General features: G+C 70.0%; 15 protein-coding genes. 10 read left to right on the top strand and 5 right to left on the bottom strand.

The features are described 5' to 3' along the window. Nucleotides 1–109: 109 nt before the first annotated feature. Nucleotides 110–760, bottom strand: a complete 651-nt coding sequence (locus ABZ194_RS04715; RefSeq protein WP_355592329.1) for a TetR/AcrR family transcriptional regulator — start codon at nucleotides 758–760, stop codon at nucleotides 110–112. A 71-nt stretch (nucleotides 761–831) separates the two neighbouring features. On the opposite strand from ABZ194_RS04715, the gene ABZ194_RS04710 reads away from it, so the two are divergent. The 8 genes from ABZ194_RS04710 (at nucleotide 832) to ABZ194_RS04675 (ending at nucleotide 9,643) form a co-directional block, all read left to right on the top strand. Then, nucleotides 832–2,130, top strand: coding sequence for a GH1 family beta-glucosidase (locus tag ABZ194_RS04710; protein ID WP_355592327.1), 1,299 nt, complete (start codon nucleotides 832–834; stop codon nucleotides 2,128–2,130). 434 nt (nucleotides 2,131–2,564) lie between these two features. Further along, entirely contained in the window at nucleotides 2,565–2,702 is a 138-nt protein-coding gene (locus tag ABZ194_RS04705) for a hypothetical protein (protein ID WP_355592325.1), read from the top strand. 123 nt (nucleotides 2,703–2,825) lie between these two features. Continuing rightward, entirely contained in the window at nucleotides 2,826–4,166 is a 1,341-nt protein-coding gene (locus tag ABZ194_RS04700; protein WP_355592323.1) for a TfuA-like protein, read from the top strand. Further along, nucleotides 4,163–5,311, top strand: a complete 1,149-nt coding sequence (locus ABZ194_RS04695; protein WP_355592321.1) for a YcaO-like family protein — start codon at nucleotides 4,163–4,165, stop codon at nucleotides 5,309–5,311. The genes ABZ194_RS04700 and ABZ194_RS04695 overlap by 4 nt, the downstream gene beginning before the upstream one ends. Nucleotides 5,312–5,390: 79 nt before the next feature. Then, the gene (locus tag ABZ194_RS04690) at nucleotides 5,391–6,707 is read left to right on the top strand and encodes a hypothetical protein (protein ID WP_355592319.1); all 1,317 of its coding nucleotides are present in this window, start codon (nucleotides 5,391–5,393) and stop codon (nucleotides 6,705–6,707) included. Nucleotides 6,708–6,785: 78 nt separating this feature from the next. Next, nucleotides 6,786–7,544, top strand: coding sequence for a hypothetical protein (locus ABZ194_RS04685; protein ID WP_355592317.1), 759 nt, complete (start codon nucleotides 6,786–6,788; stop codon nucleotides 7,542–7,544). A 93-nt stretch (nucleotides 7,545–7,637) separates the two neighbouring features. Beyond that, on the top strand, nucleotides 7,638–8,999 hold the full coding sequence (locus tag ABZ194_RS04680; protein WP_355592316.1) for an MFS transporter: 1,362 nt from the start codon (nucleotides 7,638–7,640) through the stop codon (nucleotides 8,997–8,999). A 104-nt stretch (nucleotides 9,000–9,103) separates the two neighbouring features. Then, nucleotides 9,104–9,643, top strand: a complete 540-nt coding sequence (locus ABZ194_RS04675) for an NADPH-dependent FMN reductase (RefSeq protein ID WP_355592314.1) — start codon at nucleotides 9,104–9,106, stop codon at nucleotides 9,641–9,643. Nucleotides 9,644–10,005: 362 nt separating this feature from the next. Here the strand turns inward: ABZ194_RS04675 and ABZ194_RS04670 are convergent, their stop codons facing one another. Beyond that, the gene (locus tag ABZ194_RS04670; RefSeq protein ID WP_355592312.1) at nucleotides 10,006–10,917 is read right to left on the bottom strand and encodes a hypothetical protein; all 912 of its coding nucleotides are present in this window, start codon (nucleotides 10,915–10,917) and stop codon (nucleotides 10,006–10,008) included. Between the two features lie 312 nt (nucleotides 10,918–11,229). Between ABZ194_RS04670 and ABZ194_RS04665 the strand changes: the two genes are divergently transcribed. Next, nucleotides 11,230–12,663 (top strand): aldehyde dehydrogenase, encoded by a 1,434-nt coding sequence (locus ABZ194_RS04665; RefSeq protein WP_355592310.1) that lies wholly within the window; start codon nucleotides 11,230–11,232, stop codon nucleotides 12,661–12,663. 287 nt (nucleotides 12,664–12,950) lie between these two features. On the opposite strand, the gene ABZ194_RS04660 is transcribed toward ABZ194_RS04665, so the two are convergent. The 3 genes from ABZ194_RS04660 to ABZ194_RS04650 all read right to left on the bottom strand — a co-directional run bounded on the left by ABZ194_RS04660 (nucleotide 12,951) and on the right by ABZ194_RS04650 (nucleotide 17,139). After that, on the bottom strand, nucleotides 12,951–14,087 hold the full coding sequence (locus tag ABZ194_RS04660) for an acetate kinase (RefSeq protein WP_355592308.1): 1,137 nt from the start codon (nucleotides 14,085–14,087) through the stop codon (nucleotides 12,951–12,953). A 70-nt stretch (nucleotides 14,088–14,157) separates the two neighbouring features. Then, nucleotides 14,158–16,200 carry a phosphate acetyltransferase gene (gene pta, locus ABZ194_RS04655; RefSeq protein WP_355592306.1) on the bottom strand — a complete coding sequence of 681 codons (2,043 nt, stop codon included), beginning with the start codon at nucleotides 16,198–16,200 and terminating at the stop codon, nucleotides 14,158–14,160. Nucleotides 16,201–16,278: 78 nt separating this feature from the next. Then, a complete protein-coding gene (locus ABZ194_RS04650; RefSeq protein ID WP_355592304.1) occupies nucleotides 16,279–17,139 on the bottom strand; it encodes an alpha/beta hydrolase in 861 nt (286 codons plus the stop codon). A gap of 357 nt (nucleotides 17,140–17,496) precedes the next feature. Between ABZ194_RS04650 and typA the strand changes: the two genes are divergently transcribed. Next, complete coding sequence (typA, locus tag ABZ194_RS04645) at nucleotides 17,497–19,350, top strand: translational GTPase TypA (RefSeq protein ID WP_355592302.1); 1,854 nt, start codon at nucleotides 17,497–17,499, stop codon at nucleotides 19,348–19,350. Nucleotides 19,351–19,880 lie beyond the last annotated feature (530 nt).

Below are 19,880 nucleotides of genomic sequence, written 5' to 3'. Positions count from 1 at the left end.
CTACCGGTTTAACAGCCGGAACGAAAAGAGGGCGCCCCCCTGGGGCAAAGCGGTCGTACGGCTTCTAATCCACCACTTCTAATCCACCACGGATTATCGGCCGGGACGCTCAGGGCATGTGCTCGGACAGGTAGCGGCGGACCAGGCGTTTGCACTCGTCGATCAGCTCGGGGTCACCGTCCCGCCGGGAGCGGAAGGCGAGCTTGAGCACGGCGTCCGCCGCCTCGACCGCGACGAGCAGGGCACGGTCCAGCCCGGGTCCGATCGGGACGCCGAGCAGCTCGACGGTGATGAGACGGAGCCGGTCGGCCACGATGACGTTGTTCTCCAGCGCGGCGTCGAGCATCCGCTCGGTTCCCTTGAGGGCCGGGCCGCCCGGGGTGACCAGCACCTCGCCGAAGTCGACGACCGCGAAGCCGGGTGTGGACCGTTTCATCATGACGAACTCGTCGATCGCCAGGTCCACCATCTCCGTCCAGTCCGACAGCCGCACCACCACGAGCCGGGCGGTGACCCTGTCGAGGAAGGCCTCCAGGTTGCGCAGCGCGAGCGCGCGCACCAGCCCCTGCTTGTCGGGAAAGAACTGGTAGAAGGTGCCGATCGGCACCTCCGCCCGGCGTGCGACCTCCTTGGTGGTCAGTGCCTCGTAGCCCGCCTCGTCCAGCAGCCGCGCGCACTCGTCCAGCATGCGCTCGACCCGTTCGAGGCTACGTCGCTGAGCCGGGCGACGGCGCAGTGTCCCCCCGGAAACGTTCGTCATCGTTCCATCATCTCCTACTTGGGCCCGGCGGGGGCTAACATGAGCCCCACTCATACAATTGGGAGGTCAGGATGTTCCTCTGGGGTACGGCGACCGCTTCCTACCAGATCGAGGGCGCCGTCGCCGAGGACGGCAGGGGCGTCTCCATCTGGGACACCTTCGCCCACCGGCCCGGCCGTGTCCGCGACGACCACACCGGCGACGTGACCTGCGACCACTACCACCGCTGGACTGAAGACGTCGCGCTGATGGCCGGCCTCGGCGTGAACTCCTACCGCTTCTCCGTCGCCTGGCCCCGCGTCCAGCCCGACGGCAGGGGCCCGGCCAACCGGGCGGGGCTGGACTTCTACGACCGGCTGACCGACGCGCTCCACGACCGGGGCATCGTCCCGGCGGCCACGCTGTTCCACTGGGACCTGCCGCAGGCCCTGGAGGACGCGGGGGGCTGGCTGAACCGCGACACCGCCCACCGCTTCGCCGACTACGCGGCCCTGGTGGCCGACCGGCTCGCCGACCGGATCCCCATGTGGATCACCCTGAACGAGCCCTTCGTGCACATGGTCTTCGGCTACGGCCTGGGCACCCACGCCCCCGGCAGGACCCTGCTGCTGGACGCCCTGCCGGTGGCCCACCACCAGCTGCTCGGGCACGGCCTGGCCGTACGGGCCCTGCGCGAGCGAGGCGCGCAGCGGGTGCTGATCACCAACAACTGCACCCCCGTCTGGCCCGCCTCCTCCGACCCCGCCGACCTGGCCGCCGCCGACGCTTACGACACCCTGCACAACCGCCTGTTCAACGACCCCGTACTTCTCGGCAAATATCCCGATATGTCGGCGTACGGCGTGAGCCTCGACTGCGTCCAGGACGGCGACCTGGACCTGATCGGCACCCCCCTCGACGGCATCGGCATCAACTACTACAACCCCACCCGGATCGCCGCCCCCACCGACGAGGGCCTGCCCTTCACCGACGCCGGCGTCACCGGCTACCCCACCACCGCCTTCGGCTGGCCCGTCGTCCCCGACGGCCTGCGCCGCCTCCTCGTCGATCTGAAGGCCCGCTACGGCGACGCCCTGCCCCCCGTCTACATCACCGAGAACGGCTGCTCCCAGCCCGACGCGCCCGGCCCGGACGGAACCGTGGACGATCAGGCCAGGATCGCCTACCTCGACGGTCACATCGGCGCCGTCGAACAGGCACGCGCCGAGGGCGTGGACGTGCGCGGCTACTACGTCTGGTCCCTGCTGGACAACTTCGAGTGGGCCGAGGGCTTCAACCAGCGCTTCGGCCTCGTGCACGTCGACTTCGCCACCGGAGAACGCACCCCGAAGGCGTCCTACCACTGGTTCAAAAACCGAATAGCGCCATAGAACACGGCGAGGGCCGTAAAAAACGACGGACAGGGCGTCCGGCCCCTTTCCGGGGCAGGCGCGGCAGCAGCCCGCGCGAAGGCCGCCGAAGACCACCACGGGAAAAACGCCGAAGCCGTCGGACATCCATGATCTCCGCAGGGCCTCACCCATCCGGCACTACATCCGTTCGCGATCATGTCGACGCGGTCAAAACATCTTCCGGCCTGCGAGGCAATCCCGAGACAGCGACGCCAGACCGTCAATGAACATCATTTATTATGCCAATAAAATTGGAAATATATAGCCACTTCCAAAGTCACCACCCCTCCGGATGCGCCGCCAAATAAACCATTGGCAAGGCGATTATCGAGACTGCTAACCTCATTTCATCGGATGCCAAGAATGGCACCCAAGGTGTCCAGAATGGACACCTTCAAGGGAAGGGGAAGCATATGTCCGCCAATCCCAGCGATGTCGTCACCGCAACCACCGCCAGCGTCGCCCGGCAGATCGAGGCCGAGGACTTCCGTGAGCTCTTCGAGGGGATCTCCCCCGCGATGATGTGCCACGACGCGGCGACCCAGGACTGACGCGCCGAACCATTCGCAGATGAGAGCCGGCCGGGCCCACGGAGTGACCTCCCGTCACCTCCGTGGCTCGGCCCCTGCGACCCCCCGGCCCCGGACGGCGATCAAGCCGTGAGGAGCAACCGCATGAAATGGGAAGACATCCCCCGGTGTCCAGCAAAAGTGCACGTTTTCAGCGGCCCCACCCTGAGCCCGGCCGAGGCGCGGCTGCTGCGGCCGGACGTCGTCGCCCACGGCCCCGTCAAGCACGGTGACCTCTTCGACCCCGCCATCGGGCCGGGCGACGCCGTCCTGATCATCGACGGGCTGTTCCACCAGTCACGGGCCCTGCGCCACAAGGAGATCCTGCACGTGCTGCACCGGGGAGTCCGGACATACGGGGCTTCCAGCATCGGCGCGCTGCGCGCGGCCGAGCTCCGCGAGCACGGCATGGTGGGGCTCGGCGAGGTGTACGGGCAGTACGTCCGCGGCGAGATCGAGGGAGACGACGAGGTCGCCGTGGCGCAGTCCCCCTCGGGAGACTGGCACGCGTGCAGCATTCCGATGGTCAACGTCCGGGCGATGCTCCGGCGGGCGGTCGACGAGGGGGTCCTGACCGGCCCCGCGGCCCGGCGTCACGCGGACCTGTTCCGGGCGATCTACTATCCGCAGCGGACCCTGGTCTCGATGCGGGAGGCGAGCGAGCCGGGCGCCGGGTTCGTCGGCTGGCTGACGGCCCGCCTCAGGGCGGATCGGCACTTCTGCAATCTCAAGAGGGCCGACGCCGTCCACGCGATCGCCCAGGTGGGCGAGGAGCTGTCGTCCGGCGGGCGGCCCTCCCCGAGCCCTCCGGGGTCGGACCGGGAGTGGCGGACGGGCTTCTACCGCGACTGGGTCGACCACTTCGTCCGTGACGCGACGGAGCCCGGCGTTCCGGCCCGGTGCAGGGTGCACTACCAGCAGATCTTCGACCCCGGATTCCCCGCGGTCTGGGCCGGCTATCTCCACCGGCTCTCCGAGGCCCCCGTGGACGGCTCGGCCCCCATGCCCCTCGTGGAGCGGGCGCGGCTCGTGGCGGGGACAGCGCCGGGCGGAGCGCGGTGGCCTCAACCGGACGGAGACGGACTCCGGCCGACCGACCTCTTCCGCCCCCGCCTCAACCTCGGGCATCCGGAACTGCTCCGCCTGCTGCTCAGGAACGAGACCGATGACGACAGGGCGCACATCCGGTCGTGCCTGGCGGAGAACACGTCGTTCGCCATGAGACATCCGGGGCTGAGCCACCACCTCATGCGCGGCTCCGTGACGGCCGGGCTCCTGCGCGACCTGTGGCGGATCCGGGACGACGCCCTGTGCCGCGAGGCGGCGAACCGCGGGTTCCGGACCACGGAGGACGCCATGGCGGCGTTCCGGACATTCGTCCTGGGCCACTGCTTCAGGGTCCGCACCGCGCTCTCGCGCCAACCGGACCTCGGAGCGACCCGATGAGCCCGGCGGCGGACAGGATCCGGCTCCCCGGAACACACCGGACGCGCACTCCGGAGGAGACCTGGGCCGTGGTGAACCGGCATCTCGGCAGGGCCGGCATCAGCCGGGTCGCGGACGTCACCCACCTGGACTGCATCGGGGTGCCCGTCTGCATGGCCATCCGCCCGAGGTCGGAGACGCTCGCGGTCTCCCAGGGCAAGGGCGCGACCCTGCTGCTGGCGAAGATATCCGCCGCCATGGAGTCGATCGAGCTCTGGCACGCGGAGAGACCCGCCGTTGAAACGTTCACCGCCCCGGCGGAGGACCTGGATCTGCCGTACGGCCTGACCGACCTGCCCATCAGACCGGAACTCACGCCATACCGGGACGGGCTCCGTCTGCGCTGGGCCGAGGGCGCCGGCGCGGTCAGCGGGCGGGCCGTCCCCGTGCCCGCCGATCTCATCCGGCTCTCCCTCGCCTCAGGTCTCGACTGGCGGGCCAACGTCCTCCATCCGTCCAGCAACGGCCTGGCGTCGGGCAACAGTCTGGAGGAGGCGGCCCTGCACGCGATGTACGAGGTCATCGAGCGCCACGCGACCAGTTCGCTCCGCCATGGAGCGCGTGACCACCGGCGGACCCTCCGGATCGAGACGGTAACCAACGACCACTGCTCGGCGCTGCTGGGCTCCCTCCGCGAGGCCGACGTCAGCACGGAGATCTCCTCGGTGCCGAACGCCTTCGGCCTGCCGTGCTTCGTCTGCTTCATCTGGTCGCCGGAATACCCGGTCGTCTGCGCTGGATCGGGGTGCCACTCCAGCGCCGAGGTGGCGCTCTCCCGCGCCCTCACCGAGGCCGTCCAGACGAGGCTCACCGGGATCTCGGGAACACGCGACGACATCCCGTCCGGCAACGCCGCCCTGGAGACGGGCATGACCGCCCCCGAGTTCGACACCGGCGACCTCACCTGGGCCCAGGCCGCCCAGGAGACGGGTTTCGACTCCGGCAGCATCCGCGGCGAGTTCCGATCGGTCGCGGAGCACGTGGAGCGGATCACCGGATTGGAGCCCGTCGTCGTCGATCTCTCGTCGGCGCCGGAGGACTTCTCGGTCGTCCGGGTGATCGCCCCCGGGCTGGCCTACCACAACCGCGGCGTCATACCGCGATGACGGCGACACGTCGATCGACGCCGGCCGGGCTCGTCCACCCCGGGCAGCCGCGGACGGCCCGTCCACCCGGGGGTGGGCGATGAACCACTGCGCGCTGCTGACCGTGGCGCTCATGGGACATCAGGTGAACAACGTGCTCCGCGAGGGGACGGGCCACCTCTCCCACACCTTCGCGCCGGTGACGGGCGTCTCCCCGCCCCGCCCCCTGGTCGCCCCGCTGCGGACCGCGCTGCTCCCCGTCTGCGCGGCGCTGTTCCTGCTCGGCGGACGGACCGCCGGACTCACCGCCGTTCCGCTCCTGGTGATCTGGGTGGCGATCCAGAACTGGCGGCTGTCGAACCACGTCTGGCTGGCGCTCCTGGCTGTGGCCCTGTTCCAGACGGTTCCGGCCGCCCACATCGGGGAGGTCGCGAGGTTCCTGCTCGGCGGCGTCTATCTGACCTCCGGGCTCTTCAAGGTCAACCGTCAGTTCCTGGCGACGGCCCAGAGCTGTGGGCGGCTGATCCCGCGTCTGTACTCGAAACGGCTGGGGCTTCCGCTCGGCGACGGCGTCCTTTTCGGCGCCCCCCTTCTGGTGGTGACGGTGGAGCTGTACCTGGGGAGCGCGCTGCTCCTCAACGCCCCGCTGTATCCGCTTTTCACGGTGGCGGCGGGAATGCACTTCATATTCGGCATGACGGGCAACTTTCCGTTCTCCCTGGTCGCGCTCTGCCTCTGGGCGGCGAGCGCCGAGCCGGCGACCGGGTTCGGCTGGCCGCCCGTCGCCCGGCTCGCCCTGGTGTCCGCCATCCTGTTCGGCGTCGGCAGCCGGTTCGGTACGGCGTGGATCTACCGGCACGTCGAGGCCGGCACCGTACTGTGCGGTGTCCTCGCCGTGCTCTTCGGATCGTCCGTGTACACGATGGCCGCCTCGGGCCCGTTCGCGGACAGCTTCATCAGCCCGCGTTCGTGGTGGACCGCGCTGGGCGTCCTGCTGCTGGCGGGGAACCTGCTCTCCGTGGTCATGGGCCTGCGCACCGAGTGGGCGTTCACCATGTTCTCCAACGTCCGCCCGCACGGCCGGGTAAGGGTCCTGGGCCGGGTTCCACGGTGGCGAGCCGCGTACTTCGAGCTGTCCCTGCCCCGGAGCTTTCCCGAGGGTCTGCTGTCGGAGATCCCGCCGGCCATCCTGTATCAGGCGACCTCGGGGGTGAACGTCGTCTACGGTCCGGTGGCGTTTCGGCTGGAGAGGCTCGCCCGCCGGTTCGGGGTGAGCCTCAGGCCGGTCCCCGTCACGTACTCGCCCTCGTCGAACACGTTTCAGCGGGGCACCGCCCGGCAGATTGGCCCGCGGCCGGGTCCGCTGCTGTTCCCGCCCCTGCTCCCGCGAGACTGCTCGATGCCCGTACTGCGCTAGATCGAACATCGCCGGATCACGGCGCGCACGGAACGGCGCCCGCCGGCACGGATTCCACCGAAACCAGAGAGGCGAAGAATGCAGCGGGAAGAGGTAATCGTCTACTCGCACTCCAGGGGATATGAATTACACCTGCTGCTGCGCACGCCGGAGGTCGTCGCCGACCCTCTGCTACACGTCTTCTTCCACGGCCAGGTCGATCGGGCGAGTTTCATCCCGCCCGTGTACCACCGCAGGACAAGCTCCCAGCGGCTGAACGCGATATGCCTTTTCGCCTCCGACCCGATGCTGCTTTTCAGCCCGGATCCGTCGATTGGCTGGTTCCTGCTGGGGGACGACGAGTTCTGGCCACGGCTGGACGACCTGACGGCCTGGATCCGCGCGGAGAACGGGCTGAGCGGGATCGCCTGGCACGGTCCTTCCGGCGGGGGATATGTCGCGGTACGCAACGCGCTGCGCTCCAGGACCCCCGGCCTCGCGTTCGCGGTCGGCCCGCAGAACGACCCCGGAGAGTTTCACTACTGGCAGGAGTTCGCCCCGATCGCCGACGGAGAACTGGCCGGGCAGAGCGTGCCCCCACTCGCGGAACTGCTCCGCGAGACCCCGCCCGCGGACGACAGAGTCATCTACATCACGGTCAGCGATCACGACTACCACCATCTGAGATTCCACATCCAGCCGATCTTCACCGAGTCGGCGGGCCTCGGGAACGTCTACCTGTCGCTCCTGCTGAACGGGCGCGGACACGGACGTGTCGACGAGATCGACTACTGGGCCGAATTCGCGAACGCGGTGACCATGTTCCACCGGGTCGCCCACTCCCCCCACCCCACCTAGCCGGCTCGCGCGGCGTCGCCGCACCGTCGCCCGGCTCTCCACCGCGTCCCGCCCTCACCCGAGGGGGCCCGGCTTCTCCCATGGAAAGCGATCATGACTCCAGACCTCGACAAGCCCACCGCCCGCGAAGGGGCACGTGACCTCGGAGTCCTGCGGGTCGCCTCGTTCAGAAGACTCTGGGCGGCCAATCTCGCGGGAAGCGTCGGTCAGCAGTTCGGCACGCTGGCGCTCAGCGTCACCGCGGTGACCACCCTGCACGCCTCGACCTTCGAGATGAGCGTCATCGCCGCCCTCGGGTCCATGGCCTACCTGGTGCTCGGCATCCCCTCCGGCGTCTGGGTCGACAGGTGGTCCAAGAGGCGGGTGCTCCTGACCGCCGAGGTCGTCCGCGCGGTCGCGATAGCCGGCGTGCCGATCGCCTTCGTCCTCGGCGTCCTGTCCGTCGCACAGCTGATGGTCGTCGCCGCCGTCACCGGGGTGGCCGACCTGTTCTTCGGGGTGGCCCACACCAGCATCCTCCCGGCCATCGTGAGCCGCGCGAGAGTCTCCGAGGCATCGGCCAGGCTCCAGACCAGCGACACCACCATCCGGGTGGTCGGCCCCGGCCTGGCCGGGCAGATCCTGCAATTCACCGGCGGCCCGCTGGTCTACGGGGTGACCGCGATCACGCACGCCCTCTCCTGGCTGTTCATCTCGGGCATCGACGTCGCCGAACCCACCAGCGGGAACACCACAGGGAACACCAGCGGGAACGCCGCCCGGGACACCACACGGCACGCGGCCCGCAACGGCGCCCGCGACAGGGAGCGCGAACCTTTCTGGAACTCGCTCAGGACCGGGCTCGGCTTCGTCGCCGGGCACCCCGTGCTCCGTACGTTCCTGATGTCCGGCGCGCTGATCAACCTCGGGGCCGGCGCCTACAGCGCGGTGCTGGCCCTGTTCGTCCTGCGCGACCTGGGGCTGAGCCCCGCGCTGTTCGGCCTCGCCACCTCCATCGGCGCGCTGGGCGGGATAATCGGCTCGCTCGCCGGACTGAGGGTGAAGAAGGCGCTGGGGTCCATCCGGGCCGTCATCGTCTGCTACTGCTCGCTGTCGGCGGCCTTCGCCATGGTGCCGCTCACCGCCGTCCTGCCGGTGCCGCACGTGGTCCCGATCACCGTCAGCAGCCTGCTCTTCAGCGCTCTGCTGGTCATGGCCAGCATCAGCTCGACCGGGATCAACGCCCGGGTGACCCCGTACTCCCTGATGGGCCGGGTCACCTCGGCCAGGAGATTCGTCACCATGGGCGCGGTCCCGGTCGGCGCGATGGTGGGGGGCCTGGTCGCCACCCTGACCGGAAACACCTGGACCCTCTGGCTGGCCGCGCTGCTCGCCGCCCTCACCATCGTTCCGTTCGCGTGCTCCCCCCTCCTGACCGTGCGGGAACTCCCCGGCACATGGGAGGCGGAGACCTGACGCCCGTCCGTCGAACCGTCCACCGGTCGGCCCTCCAGGCCCTCCCCGCACCCCGGCGATTTTTCCGGCACCCCCAGGTTTTCCGGAACCCCCAGGAGAAAACCATGAGCCCCCTGCTGCTCCTGATCGCGGGAAGCATCCGTCACGGGTCGGTAAGCGACGCGGTGGTCCGCACCGCCGCCACCCTCACCTCCGAGAACCATGTGGCGAGGGCCTATGACGAGACACACCTGCTGCCGCATTTCAACCCGGCCCTGGAGGGCCCCCACCTGCCCGCCGCCGTCGCCCGGCTACGCTCGACCTTCGCCGGGGCGGACGCGTTCATGTTCTGCACCCCGGAATACGCCGGAGCCCTCCCCGGCGCGCTGAAAAACCTCCTGGAGTGGGCGATCGGAGGCTGCATGTACCAGAAACCCGCCGGCTGGATCAACACCGCGACGGCCCCCACCGGAGCGGCCCGCGCCCACGACTCACTGCGCACCGTGCTGAACTACACCGGAGCCCTCACCGTCCCCGACGCCTGCGTGCGCATCCCCGTCGACCGCGCCTCCGTGACCCCCGCCGGTCTCATCTCCGACGGAACCACCAGAGCGGACATCGCAAAAGCCCTCGAAACCCTCTCCGCCGCCGTCACCAAGAGGTGAGCGGCCGACACCTGTCGAGCCGGTGACCGAGGGCACGTCCAGGCCGTTCCCGCTGACCCGATCAAGGCGTTGAAGAGCCGGTTCGTCGTGGGCAAGGGGGGTGAAGTTCACCGAGAGCAGCGCCGTGACCTGGGAGGGCAACAGCAAGCCGTACATTCGGCGGACCGGCTCCTTCCAGTTCGGCAAGGCGGGGATCGTAGCCTCGGACATCAGCTCGGAGAGCGCCGAGAAGTCCAGTGACCCGAGCGCCCCGGACCCGACCGGCATGTTCGCCCCCTCGCGGACGATCCGGATCGGCACCATGACCTACTCCTCGGGAGGGCTCTCAGAACCCGATCACCGCGGGCCGGAAGCCCGGCAGCTCAGAACATCGAGATGTGGACGTGGTCGTAGTGGTTGGCGGTGATGCCGCCTCGGTCGGACATCATCCTCCAGCCCGCGCCGGTCCGGACGTCGTAGTATCTCTGCTGCCAGATGATGTACATGATGCCGAGGCGCGGCCCGTTGTCGATGGCCCACTGGGCCAGGCGGTCGCCGCGTTCCTTGGCGTCGGGGGCCGGCATGCGGCCTCCGCCGCTCATCATGAAGTCGCAGGCCCGGCCGCTGCCGTGCTCGCCCGGGTCTCCGGGGCGCAGGCAGCCGACGCCGTAGGGCATCGGAAAGGTCTGCATCACCAGGTTGCGCATGGCGACCGTGCGGGGGGTCAGGCCGTCGCTGCCGCCGGGCTGCTGGAAGCCGTACTTGGCGAGCAGGCCCTCGATCCGGATCCGGTCCTTCTTGAGCTTGGCGATGTCGTCCTTGAGTTTGACGACCTTCACACCGGCCGCCTTCTCCGCGGCCCGGGAATCCTTGATCAGCTGTTTGATCTGGGTGAGCCGGGTGGCGCGCTGGCCTGCCAGGTAGAACATGGTGGCGGCCTGGTCCAGGACGAGACCGGCGTCCCCCTCGAAGCTCACCAGGCTGCCGCCGTCCAGCGAGGCGCCCATGTAGGCGCTCTGGGCGAAGCGCACGACGTCGGTCTCGGCGGTCGCCAGCGCCCTCTTGAGGCTCTTGGCGGTGCCGGTGGCCTTGCCGGCCTGCACCCGAGCCTCCTCCAGGCTCTGCACCTGGCCTCGGTATCTCTTGTTGAGCTGGCTCGCCTCACGGGTGAGCTTGCGGAGCTCGGCCTCGGGGTCGGGCTTGACCGCCTGCCAGGCGGCGGCCCCGGCCGTCACCGGGGTCAGGAGCAGGGCGGAGAGCACGGCGCCGAGTGCGATCGAGCGACTCGGTCTCACGCTTCGCTCACCTCCAGAGCCCCTCACGGACGGAGCGAAACTATAGAAGACGATCTTGATGCCCGCCACCGAAACGAGGGAACTCCCGCACCATTGACGAACTATCTACCAGTGTGTGGCGCTTTAAACAAACGCTTCGAGGGTCACAGGACGGGAGATCGTCCGACGATACACACCTCCGGCGGGTATCGACAGAACATGATTCGGCTTCAGCGGCGGCGAGCCTTGTGAAGATCCCCTCCGCCGGGGAGACTGTCCAAGCAAACACTAGTTTGGAATCGGCTCCGCCCGCCGGCCAGGAGGCAAAGCGCCATGCGCCAGCACGACACGCTGTTCATCGGGGGCGACTGGGTGGCCCCCTCCGGCACCGGGACCATCGATGTCGTCTCCCCGCACACCGAGGAGCTGGTCGGCCGCGTTCCCGACGGGACCCCGGCCGACATGGACCGCGCGGTCGCCGCCGCCCGCCAGGCGTTCGACCACGGCCCCTGGCCCCGGATGACCATGGCCGAACGCGCCGCGGTCGTGGGCGGGCTCGCCGAGATCTACGAGGCCCGCCAGCAGGAGATGGCCGAGCTCATCACGGAGGAGATGGGCTCCCCGATCACCTTCTCCCAGATGGCGCAGGCCCCCCAGCCGCTCGGCATGCTGCGGTACTACGCCGAGCTCGGCCGGACGTTCGCCGTCGAGGAGGAACGGCCCGGCACCTTCGGACCGGTGACCGTCCGCCGCGAGCCGGTCGGCGTGGTCGCCGCCGTGGTCCCCTGGAACATCCCGCAGTTCGTCATCATGATCAAGTTGGCCCCCGCCCTGGTCGCCGGCTGCACGGTCGTGGTGAAGCCCGCTCCGGAGACCCCGCTCGACGCCTACCTGCTGGCCGAGATGGTCAAGGAGGCGGGCATCCCGGACGGCGTCGTCAACATCGTCGCGGCGGGACGTGAGACGGGCGAGCACCTGGTCTCGCACCCCGGCGTGGACAAGGTCGCCTTCACCGGCTCCACCGCGGCCGGCCGCCGCATCGCCGCGATCTGCGGCGAGCGGCTCAAGCGGTGCACCCTGGAGCTCGGCGGCAAGTCGGCGGCGATCATCCTGGACGACTGCGACCTGCCCTCCGCGATGGGATTCCTGTCGATCGCCGCGCTGATGAACAACGGCCAGGCGTGTGTCGCCCAGAGCCGCATCCTGGCCCCGAGAGGCCGCTACGACGAGGTGGTGGACGCGGTCGCCTCGATGGTCGGGGGCATGCCGGTCGGCGACCCCGCCGACCCCGCGACCGGCATCGGCCCGCTGGTCGCGAGGCGGCAGCGGGAGCGGGTGGAGGGCTACATCAAGATCGGGATCGCCGAGGGGGCCAAGCCCGTCGTCGGCGGCCTGGAGCGCCCCCGCGACCGGGGCTGGTACGTCGCGCCGACCGTCTTCGCCGGAGCGACCAACGAGATGCGCGTCGCCCGCGAGGAGATCTTCGGGCCGGTGCTGACCGTGATCCCCTATGAGGACGAGGCCGACGCGGTCCGCATCGCCAACGACAACGACTACGGGCTGGCCGGGACGGTGTGGACCTCCGACACCGAGCACGGCATGGACATCGCCCGCCGGGTCCGCGCCGGCACCTACGGCGTCAACCTCTTCATGATCGAGCCCAGCTCGCCGTTCGGCGGCTTCAAGAACAGCGGCATCGGCCGTGAGCTCGGCCCGGAGGGACTGTCGGCCTACCTGGAGTACAAGTCCATAGCCCGCCTGGGCTGAGAGTCTCCTCCCCGGCCCCCGAGGAGGCTTGGCAGCGGGAGGTCCTGGAGTCCATCCGGGACCCTCCTCCCCCGGCCTCCGGGGTTCACCCCGGGGAGTCGCGGGATGTGCCCGTACGGCCCCGCGGGGCCGTACGGGCACAATCCGTGGGCGGAGGAAGGGCCCAGCACGCCCCCGCGACGCTGGGCCACCGCCCTGACATGTCCGTACGGCCTCGCCGAGCCGAGAGCCGTGTCCCGTGGACATGTCCGGCGGATTTCATCCGTCCGCGTTTAGGTAGACGTCGCTTATTGGCGATTGGTTCGCGAAATAACCGCCAGAGTCTGCTGGGCGATCTCCAGTTCCTCGTCCGTGGGGATCACGGCGACCTTCACCACCGAGCCGTCGGGCGAGATCAGCCGTTCTCCGCGCTCGTTGCGCGCGGGGTCGACGGCGATGCCGAGCGCCTCCAGACCGGCCAGCGCGGTCCGCCTGACCAGCGGGGAGTTCTCCCCCACACCCCCGGTGAACGCGATCACGTCCACCGTGCCGAGCACGGCGTAGTAGGCGCCGACGTACTTGCGCAGCCGGTGGCAGTAGACCGAGAACGCCAGCTCGGCGTCGGCGTCCCCGGCGGCGAGCCGCTCCTGCACCGCGCGCATGTCGTTGTCGCCGCAGAGGCCGAACATGCCGCTGCGGCGGTTGAGCAGCGTGTCGATCTCGTCGAGGGACATGCCCCCGGTCCGGCCGAGGTAGAGGACCACCGCCGGGTCGAGGTCACCGCTGCGGGTGCCCATGACGAGGCCCTCCAGCGGGGTCATGCCCATCGAGGTCTCCACGCAGCGCCCGGCCGACACCGCCGAGGCGCTGGCGCCGTTGCCGAGGTGCAGCACGATCACGTTGCCCAGCGGCCTGCCCACGGCGAGGGCCGCCTCACGGGAGACGTAGGCGTGCGAGGTGCCGTGGAAGCCGTAGCGGCGGATTCTCAGTCGCTCGGCCGTCTCGCGGTCGATCGCGTAGGTCGCGGCGGCAGGGGAGATCGTGGCGTGGAAGGCGGTGTCGAAGACCGCGACCTGCGGCAGGTCGGGGCGGAGCCGCCGGGCGACCTCGATGCCCGCCAGGTTGGCCGGGTTGTGCAGCGGGGCGAGCGGGACCAGTTCCTCGATCTTCCTGACCACCTCCTCGGTGATCAGCGTGGGCTCGGTGAAGGTGGTGCCGCCGTGCACCACCCGGTGCCCGATGGCGGTCAGTTCCGGGGAGTCCAGCCCGAACCCGCCGGCCGCCAGCTCGGCCGCGACGACCTTCAGCGCCTCCTCGTGGCCGGCCGCCGCGGACCCGGGCTCGCCGATCCGCTCCACCATCCCGGACGCCCGCCGCCGGTCACCGTCCACAAGCCGGTACTTCACCGAGGACGACCCGGTGTTGAGCACCAGTACCCGGCCCATCACGCCTCCCTCACCGTACGGCCGGCCGCCGTACGGCTCGCCGGCTGCCCTCCCGTGGCGCGGCGCCCGCTCACCCGGCGGCCTCCTGCGCCTGGATGGCGGTGATGGCCACGGTGCTCACGATGTCGGTGACCAGCGCGCCCCGCGACAGGTCGTTGACCGGCCTGCGGAGCCCCTGCAGAACGGGTCCGATCGCGACGGCCCCCGCGGAGCGCTGCACGGCCTTGTAGGTGTTGTTGCCGGTGTTGAGGTCCGGGAAGATCAGTACGGTGGCCCGGCCGGCGACCTGGGAACCGGGCAGCTTGGCCGCGGCGACCCTGGCGTCCACCGCGGCGTCGTACTGGATCGGCCCCTCGACCAGCAGGTCCAGCGCCCGCTCCGCGACCAGGGCGGTGGCCGCGCGCACCTTGTCCACGTCGGCGCCGGTGCCGGAGCGGCCGGTGGAGTACGACAGCATCGCGACCCGGGGCTCGATGCCGAACCGCCGCGCCGTACGCGCCGAGGAGACGGCGATGTCGGCGAGCTGCCCGGCGTCCGGGTCGGGGTTGATCGCGCAGTCGCCGTAGACGAGCACCCGGTCGGCCAGGCACATGAAGAACACCGAGGAGACGATCGAGGTGCCCGGGACCGTCTTGATGATCTGGAACGCGGGCAGGATCGTGGCGGCCGTGGTGTGCGCGGCGCCGGAGACCACACCGTCCACGTCGCCCCGGTGCAGCATCATGGTGCCGAAGAAGTTGACGTCGGTCACCACGTCCCTGGCCCGTTCGAGCGTCATGCCCTTGTCCGCCCGGAGCTCGGCGTACTCCCGGGCGAAGGGGTCGCGCAGCGGTGAGGTCAGCGGGTCGATCACGGTCGCGCCGGACAGGTCGAGGCCGAGGTCGGCGACGCGCCGCCGGACCACCTCGGGGCGGCCCAGCAGGGTGAGGTCCACGATGCCGCGCCGCAGGAGCAGGTCGGCGGCGCGCAGGATCCGGTCCTCCTCCCCCTCCGGCAGCACGATGTGCCGCCGGTCGGCGCGCGCCCGCTCCAGCAGGGTGTGCTCGAACATCATCGGGGTGAGCCGCCCCGAGCGGGCCAGCTCGATCCGGTCGGCCAGGTCGGCGGTGTCCACGTGGGTCTCGAAGTGGCCCAGAGCCGTCTCGATCTTGCGCGGGTTGTCCGTGGTGAGCCGCCCCTCCAGTCCGCCCAGGGTGGTGGCGACGGTGAAGCTGTCCGCGGCGGCCGACAGCACCGGCATGCCGGGCGCCAGACGGGCCGTGAGGGCCCGTACGGCCTCGGTGGGCACCTCCCCCACGGTCAGCACCACACCGGATGGCCTGACCGTGCTGGCGGCCTCGGCCGCGGCCGAGGCGAGCAGCAGGTCCGACCGGTCACCGGGCATGATCACCAGCGCCCCGTCGGCCAGGTACTCCAGGAAGAGCGGGAGCGTGGCGCCGCCGAACACGAACCCGAGCACGTCCCGGCGCAGCCCCTCCTCGTCGCCCTGGACCTGCTTGGCCGCCACGGCCCGCATGACCTGGCCGACGGTCGGCGCCGACAGCGAGGGGTTCTCGGGGATGGTGTAGCAGGGCACCGGCAGCCCGGGCTGGACGGTCACCCCCCTCGGCACCCGGTTGGCGATCACCGCGAGCACGGTGCTGCCCAGGTCGGAGAAGGCCTGGTAGCCGGTGCGCATCTCCGTCACGATCTCGGCGGCCCGCTTGCCGTACGCGCCCACCACCACGATCACCGGGGCGCCGAACTCGGCGGCGAGGCGGGCGTTGAACGCCAGTTCCCCGGGCAGGTCGCCGGTGGCGAAGGAGCTGCCGAGCACCAGCAGCGCGTCGCACTCCCGCTCCAGGGTGTGGAAGCGGGAGACCAGCCGGGCGACGAGCTCCTCGCTGCCCTGCCCCGCGTAGATCTCGGCCGCGTCCTCGGCCGTGACCCCGACGGCCGAGGCCGTGGGGCGGTATCTGGTGTTGAGCAGCTCCAGGATGCGGTCGCCGCCCCTGGTGATCGGCCGGAACACCCCCGTCCGGTCGACGCGGCGGGTGAGCAGGTCCATCAGGCCGAGCTCGACGATCTGCCTGCCGTCGCCGCGGCCGAGCCCCGCCACGTAGATGCTGCGCATGTGCCCCGCCCTTCCGGCCTCAATGTCTCATCACATCTCACCGCATCCTTCCCAAAGGGAGTAAACACCCTCGAAGGATCAGGAGTTCACACTGATCCACTCCCCGATCCGGCGGATCAGGCCGGGGGTGGCCGCCGACTCCGCGTGACCGTACCCCGGCTCGACCCAGAGCTCCTTGGGCTCCCGGGCGGCGTCGTAGATCTGGTAGGCGTGGTCGAGGGGGAAGAAGGCGTCGAGGTCGCCGTGGACGACCAGCAGGGGGACCGGGGCGATGTTCGCGGCCGCCTCGTGGGGCGCCGACGGCATCGGGTCCCACACCCCCTTCCCGATCCGCGTCCTCTTGCCCAGCCGCGCGGACAGGCGGCCCAGCGGCCGCTCGATCGCCCAGTGAACCCGCCGCATCGGCCGGGTCCCCCGGTAGTACCAGCGGGCGGGGGCGCTGACCGCGACCACCGCGTCCACGACACCGCCGCCCCGGCTCCCCTCGCTCCCCCGGTTTCCCCGCTCCCGGTCCTCCCGGCCCTCCCGATCCTCCTCGCCGTTCCGGCCGTGGCGCCCCTCCTGGTCACCGGTCCCGCGCCACCCCGCGTGCCGTACGGCCACGGCCCCGCCCATCGAGAACCCGACGACGGCGACCCTGGGGTAGCCGATCGCCCGCGCGTGCCGTACCGCCGCGTCCAGGTCGAGGATCTCCAGGTCGCCCACGGTCGACTCGCCGCCGGAGCGGCCGTGTCCCCGGAAGTCGAACGAGACCACCCCGCCGAACCCGCTGAGCACGTGGGTGATCCGCCGGGTGGGGCGCTCCCTGAGCGATCCGGTGAACCCGTGCGCCAGCACGATCCCCAGGCCGTCCGGTCCTCGTGACGGCGTGTGGGCGGCCTCGATCCGCACCTTGTCCTCGGTCCTGAGCATGACGGCGAACGACGGGGCGAAAGGCATGCCCCGAGCTTAGGGCGCACCGGGCCGGCGCCCGGCGGAGCCGCGCGTCCCCGGCCCCGTCCGGGTGCGCCGGGAGCGGGATTTCACCGGCGCCGGGACGGGGGCCGGGTGCGCCGGGGGGGAGAGCCGGCGCTCCCGGGACGGGGGCCGAGTGGGTCTGGAACCGGATTCGGAGGCGAATTCCGCCCCTTCCGGATGGCGGACATCGGGAAGGAACCCCAGGGTGAAAAGGGGTTGGGAACGCGAACAGACGGGGTTCATACGTCGGAGACGTGAGAGTGATTGTGCGGATCAACTAAAATGGTGAGGCCGCACGGTCCGCGGCCAGCCTCCACGATCACAGAGTGAGACTCCATCATGCCTCTGAACAGCCGCGACGACCTGCGGAACATCGCGATCATCGCGCACGTCGACCACGGCAAGACCACTCTCGTGGATGCCATGCTCTGGCAGTCCGGAGCTTTCCGGGCAAACCAGGATGTGGACGACCGTGTCATGGACTCCAACGACCTCGAACGCGAGAAGGGCATCACCATTCTCGCGAAGAACACCGCGGTCAAGCACGGCGAGATGACCCTCAACATCATCGACACCCCCGGCCACGCCGACTTCGGCGGCGAGGTCGAGCGCGGCCTGTCGATGGTGGACGGCGTGGTGCTGCTGGTGGACGCCTCCGAGGGGCCGCTGCCGCAGACCCGGTTCGTCCTGCGCAAGGCGTTCGCCGCCAAGATGCCGGTGATCCTGTGCATCAACAAGGTCGACCGCCCCGACGCCCGGATCAAGGAGGTCGTGGACGAGGTCTACGAGCTCTTCATGGATCTGGACGCCACCGAGGAGCAGATCGACTTCCCGATCGTCTACGCCTCGGCCAAGGCCGGTCGCGCCTCGCTGAACCGTCCCGCCGACGGCGCGATGCCGGACTCCGAGGACCTGGAGCCGCTGTTCCAGGTCATCAACGAGACGATCCCGGCCCCGACCTACGACCCGACCGCCCCGCTGCAGGCGCACGTCACCAACCTGGACGCCTCTTCCTATCTGGGCCGGATCGCGCTCTGCCGCGTCCACCAGGGCACCATCAAGAAGGGCCAGCAGGTCGCCTGGTGCCGCACCGACGGCAGCATCCAGCGGGTGAAGATCACCGAGCTGCTGATGACCCAGGCGCTGGAGCGCAAGCCCGCCGAGGAGGCCGGCCCCGGCGACATCATCGCGATCTCCGGCATCCCGGACATCATGATCGGTGAGACCCTGGCCGACCCCGAGGACCCGCGCCCGCTGCCGCTGATCACGGTGGACGAGCCCGCGATCTCGATGACCATCGGCACCAACACCTCGCCGCTGGTCGGCAGGGTCAAGGGCTCCAAGGTCACCGCCCGCATGGTCAAGGACCGGCTGGAGAAGGAGCTCATCGGCAACGTGTCGCTGCGCGTGCTGCCGACCGAGCGGCCCGACGCCTGGGAGGTGCAGGGCCGGGGCGAGCTGGCGCTGGCCATCCTGGTCGAGCAGATGCGCCGTGAGGGCTACGAGCTGACCGTCGGCAAGCCTCAGGTGGTGACCAAGATCATCGACGGCAAGGTGCACGAGCCGGTCGAGCGCCTGACCGTCGACTGCCCCGAGGAGTACCTCGGGGCGATCACCCAGCTTCTGGCCGTCCGCAAGGGCCGGATGGAGCACATGACCAACCACGGCACCGGCTGGATCCGGATGGAGTTCGTCGTCCCTGCCCGGGGCCTGATCGGCTTCAGGACCGAGTTCCTCACCGAGACCCGCGGCACCGGCATCGTGAATCACGTCTTCGAGGCGTACGAGCCGTGGTTCGGCGAGCTGCGCACCCGCAGCAACGGCTCGCTGGTCGCCGACCGCCCCGGCCCGGTGACCCCGTTCGCGATGCTGAACCTCCAGGAGCGCGGCGTGCTGTTCGTCCAGCCGACCACCGAGGTCTACGAGGGCATGATCGTCGGCGAGAACTCCCGCGCCGACGACATGGATGTGAACATCACCAAGGAGAAGAAGCTCACCAACATGCGCTCCTCCACCAGTGACACGACGGAGACGCTGATCCCGCCGCGACAGCTCTCCCTGGAGCAGGCGCTGGAGTTCATCCGCGAGGACGAGTGCGTGGAGATCACGCCGGAGACCGTGCGCATCCGCAAGGTCGTCCTGGACGCCGCCGCGCGCGGCCGGGCCACCGCCCGCGCCAAGCGCAGCGGCTGAGCGGCACCGCCAGCCGGCTCCAACCGTCGTCCAAGAGTCCGCGGGCAGGATCCTCCCCGAAAGGGGGGATCCACAATGCAGGTCATGCCCGGCCGCCTACATCTGGCCCTGGCGCTCGCGTGGGCGGTCTTCGCCATACTCGTGCCGCTGCTCGTCTGAGCCCTCGTCCGGTGCGGCTCTCCGCCGGCTGGGAGCGAATTCCACCTCCCCATGGGAAATGTGATTATCGGGTGCGCGGATTTACGACGTGCCGTAATTCGAATGGCCGGTTTCTCGCCACGTCTCCGTCACCGCGCGAGAACACCGGTCATCCCGGGAAGTGATCGGTTACCGGCGTCGCGACTTTCCCCGGAAATACGGCCCCTTACCGACCCGCTGACAAGTACGTGCCTGGTGGGGAGCGGGGGCATCACCGCCCCCGGCGGCGAAAACGAGGTAACGTGTTCGGAAACGGCGTTCGCGGCCTCGTCATCGGTGAACCGCCGGAGGTTCCGGAAACCGTGCGGCTATTCGAGGCTGTCCTCGCCGAG

This window comes from Streptosporangium sp. NPDC006007 (assembly GCF_040614315.1).
Taxonomy (GTDB): Bacteria; Actinomycetota; Actinomycetes; order Streptosporangiales; family Streptosporangiaceae; genus Streptosporangium.
Note: the sequence above shows the minus strand (reverse complement) of the source record. Positions and strands in the feature narration are given on the sequence as shown.

Bases quoted from the DNA above. Each gene is read 5' to 3' on its own strand.
- ABZ194_RS04715 (WP_355592329.1), bottom strand. From the start codon at position 760: ATGACGAACGTTTCCGGGGGGACACTGCGCCGTCGCCCGGCTCAGCGA.
- ABZ194_RS04710 (WP_355592327.1), top strand. From the start codon at position 832: ATGTTCCTCTGGGGTACGGCGACCGCTTCCTACCAGATCGAGGGCGCC.
- ABZ194_RS04705 (WP_355592325.1), top strand. From the start codon at position 2,565: ATGTCCGCCAATCCCAGCGATGTCGTCACCGCAACCACCGCCAGCGTC.
- ABZ194_RS04700 (WP_355592323.1), top strand. From the start codon at position 2,826: ATGAAATGGGAAGACATCCCCCGGTGTCCAGCAAAAGTGCACGTTTTC.
- ABZ194_RS04695 (WP_355592321.1), top strand. From the start codon at position 4,163: ATGAGCCCGGCGGCGGACAGGATCCGGCTCCCCGGAACACACCGGACG.
- ABZ194_RS04690 (WP_355592319.1), top strand. From the start codon at position 5,391: ATGAACCACTGCGCGCTGCTGACCGTGGCGCTCATGGGACATCAGGTG.
- ABZ194_RS04685 (WP_355592317.1), top strand. From the start codon at position 6,786: ATGCAGCGGGAAGAGGTAATCGTCTACTCGCACTCCAGGGGATATGAA.
- ABZ194_RS04680 (WP_355592316.1), top strand. From the start codon at position 7,638: ATGACTCCAGACCTCGACAAGCCCACCGCCCGCGAAGGGGCACGTGAC.
- ABZ194_RS04675 (WP_355592314.1), top strand. From the start codon at position 9,104: ATGAGCCCCCTGCTGCTCCTGATCGCGGGAAGCATCCGTCACGGGTCG.
- ABZ194_RS04665 (WP_355592310.1), top strand. From the start codon at position 11,230: ATGCGCCAGCACGACACGCTGTTCATCGGGGGCGACTGGGTGGCCCCC.
- ABZ194_RS04660 (WP_355592308.1), bottom strand. From the start codon at position 14,087: ATGGGCCGGGTACTGGTGCTCAACACCGGGTCGTCCTCGGTGAAGTAC.
- pta (WP_355592306.1), bottom strand. From the start codon at position 16,200: ATGCGCAGCATCTACGTGGCGGGGCTCGGCCGCGGCGACGGCAGGCAG.
- ABZ194_RS04650 (WP_355592304.1), bottom strand. From the start codon at position 17,139: ATGCCTTTCGCCCCGTCGTTCGCCGTCATGCTCAGGACCGAGGACAAG.
- typA (WP_355592302.1), top strand. From the start codon at position 17,497: ATGCCTCTGAACAGCCGCGACGACCTGCGGAACATCGCGATCATCGCG.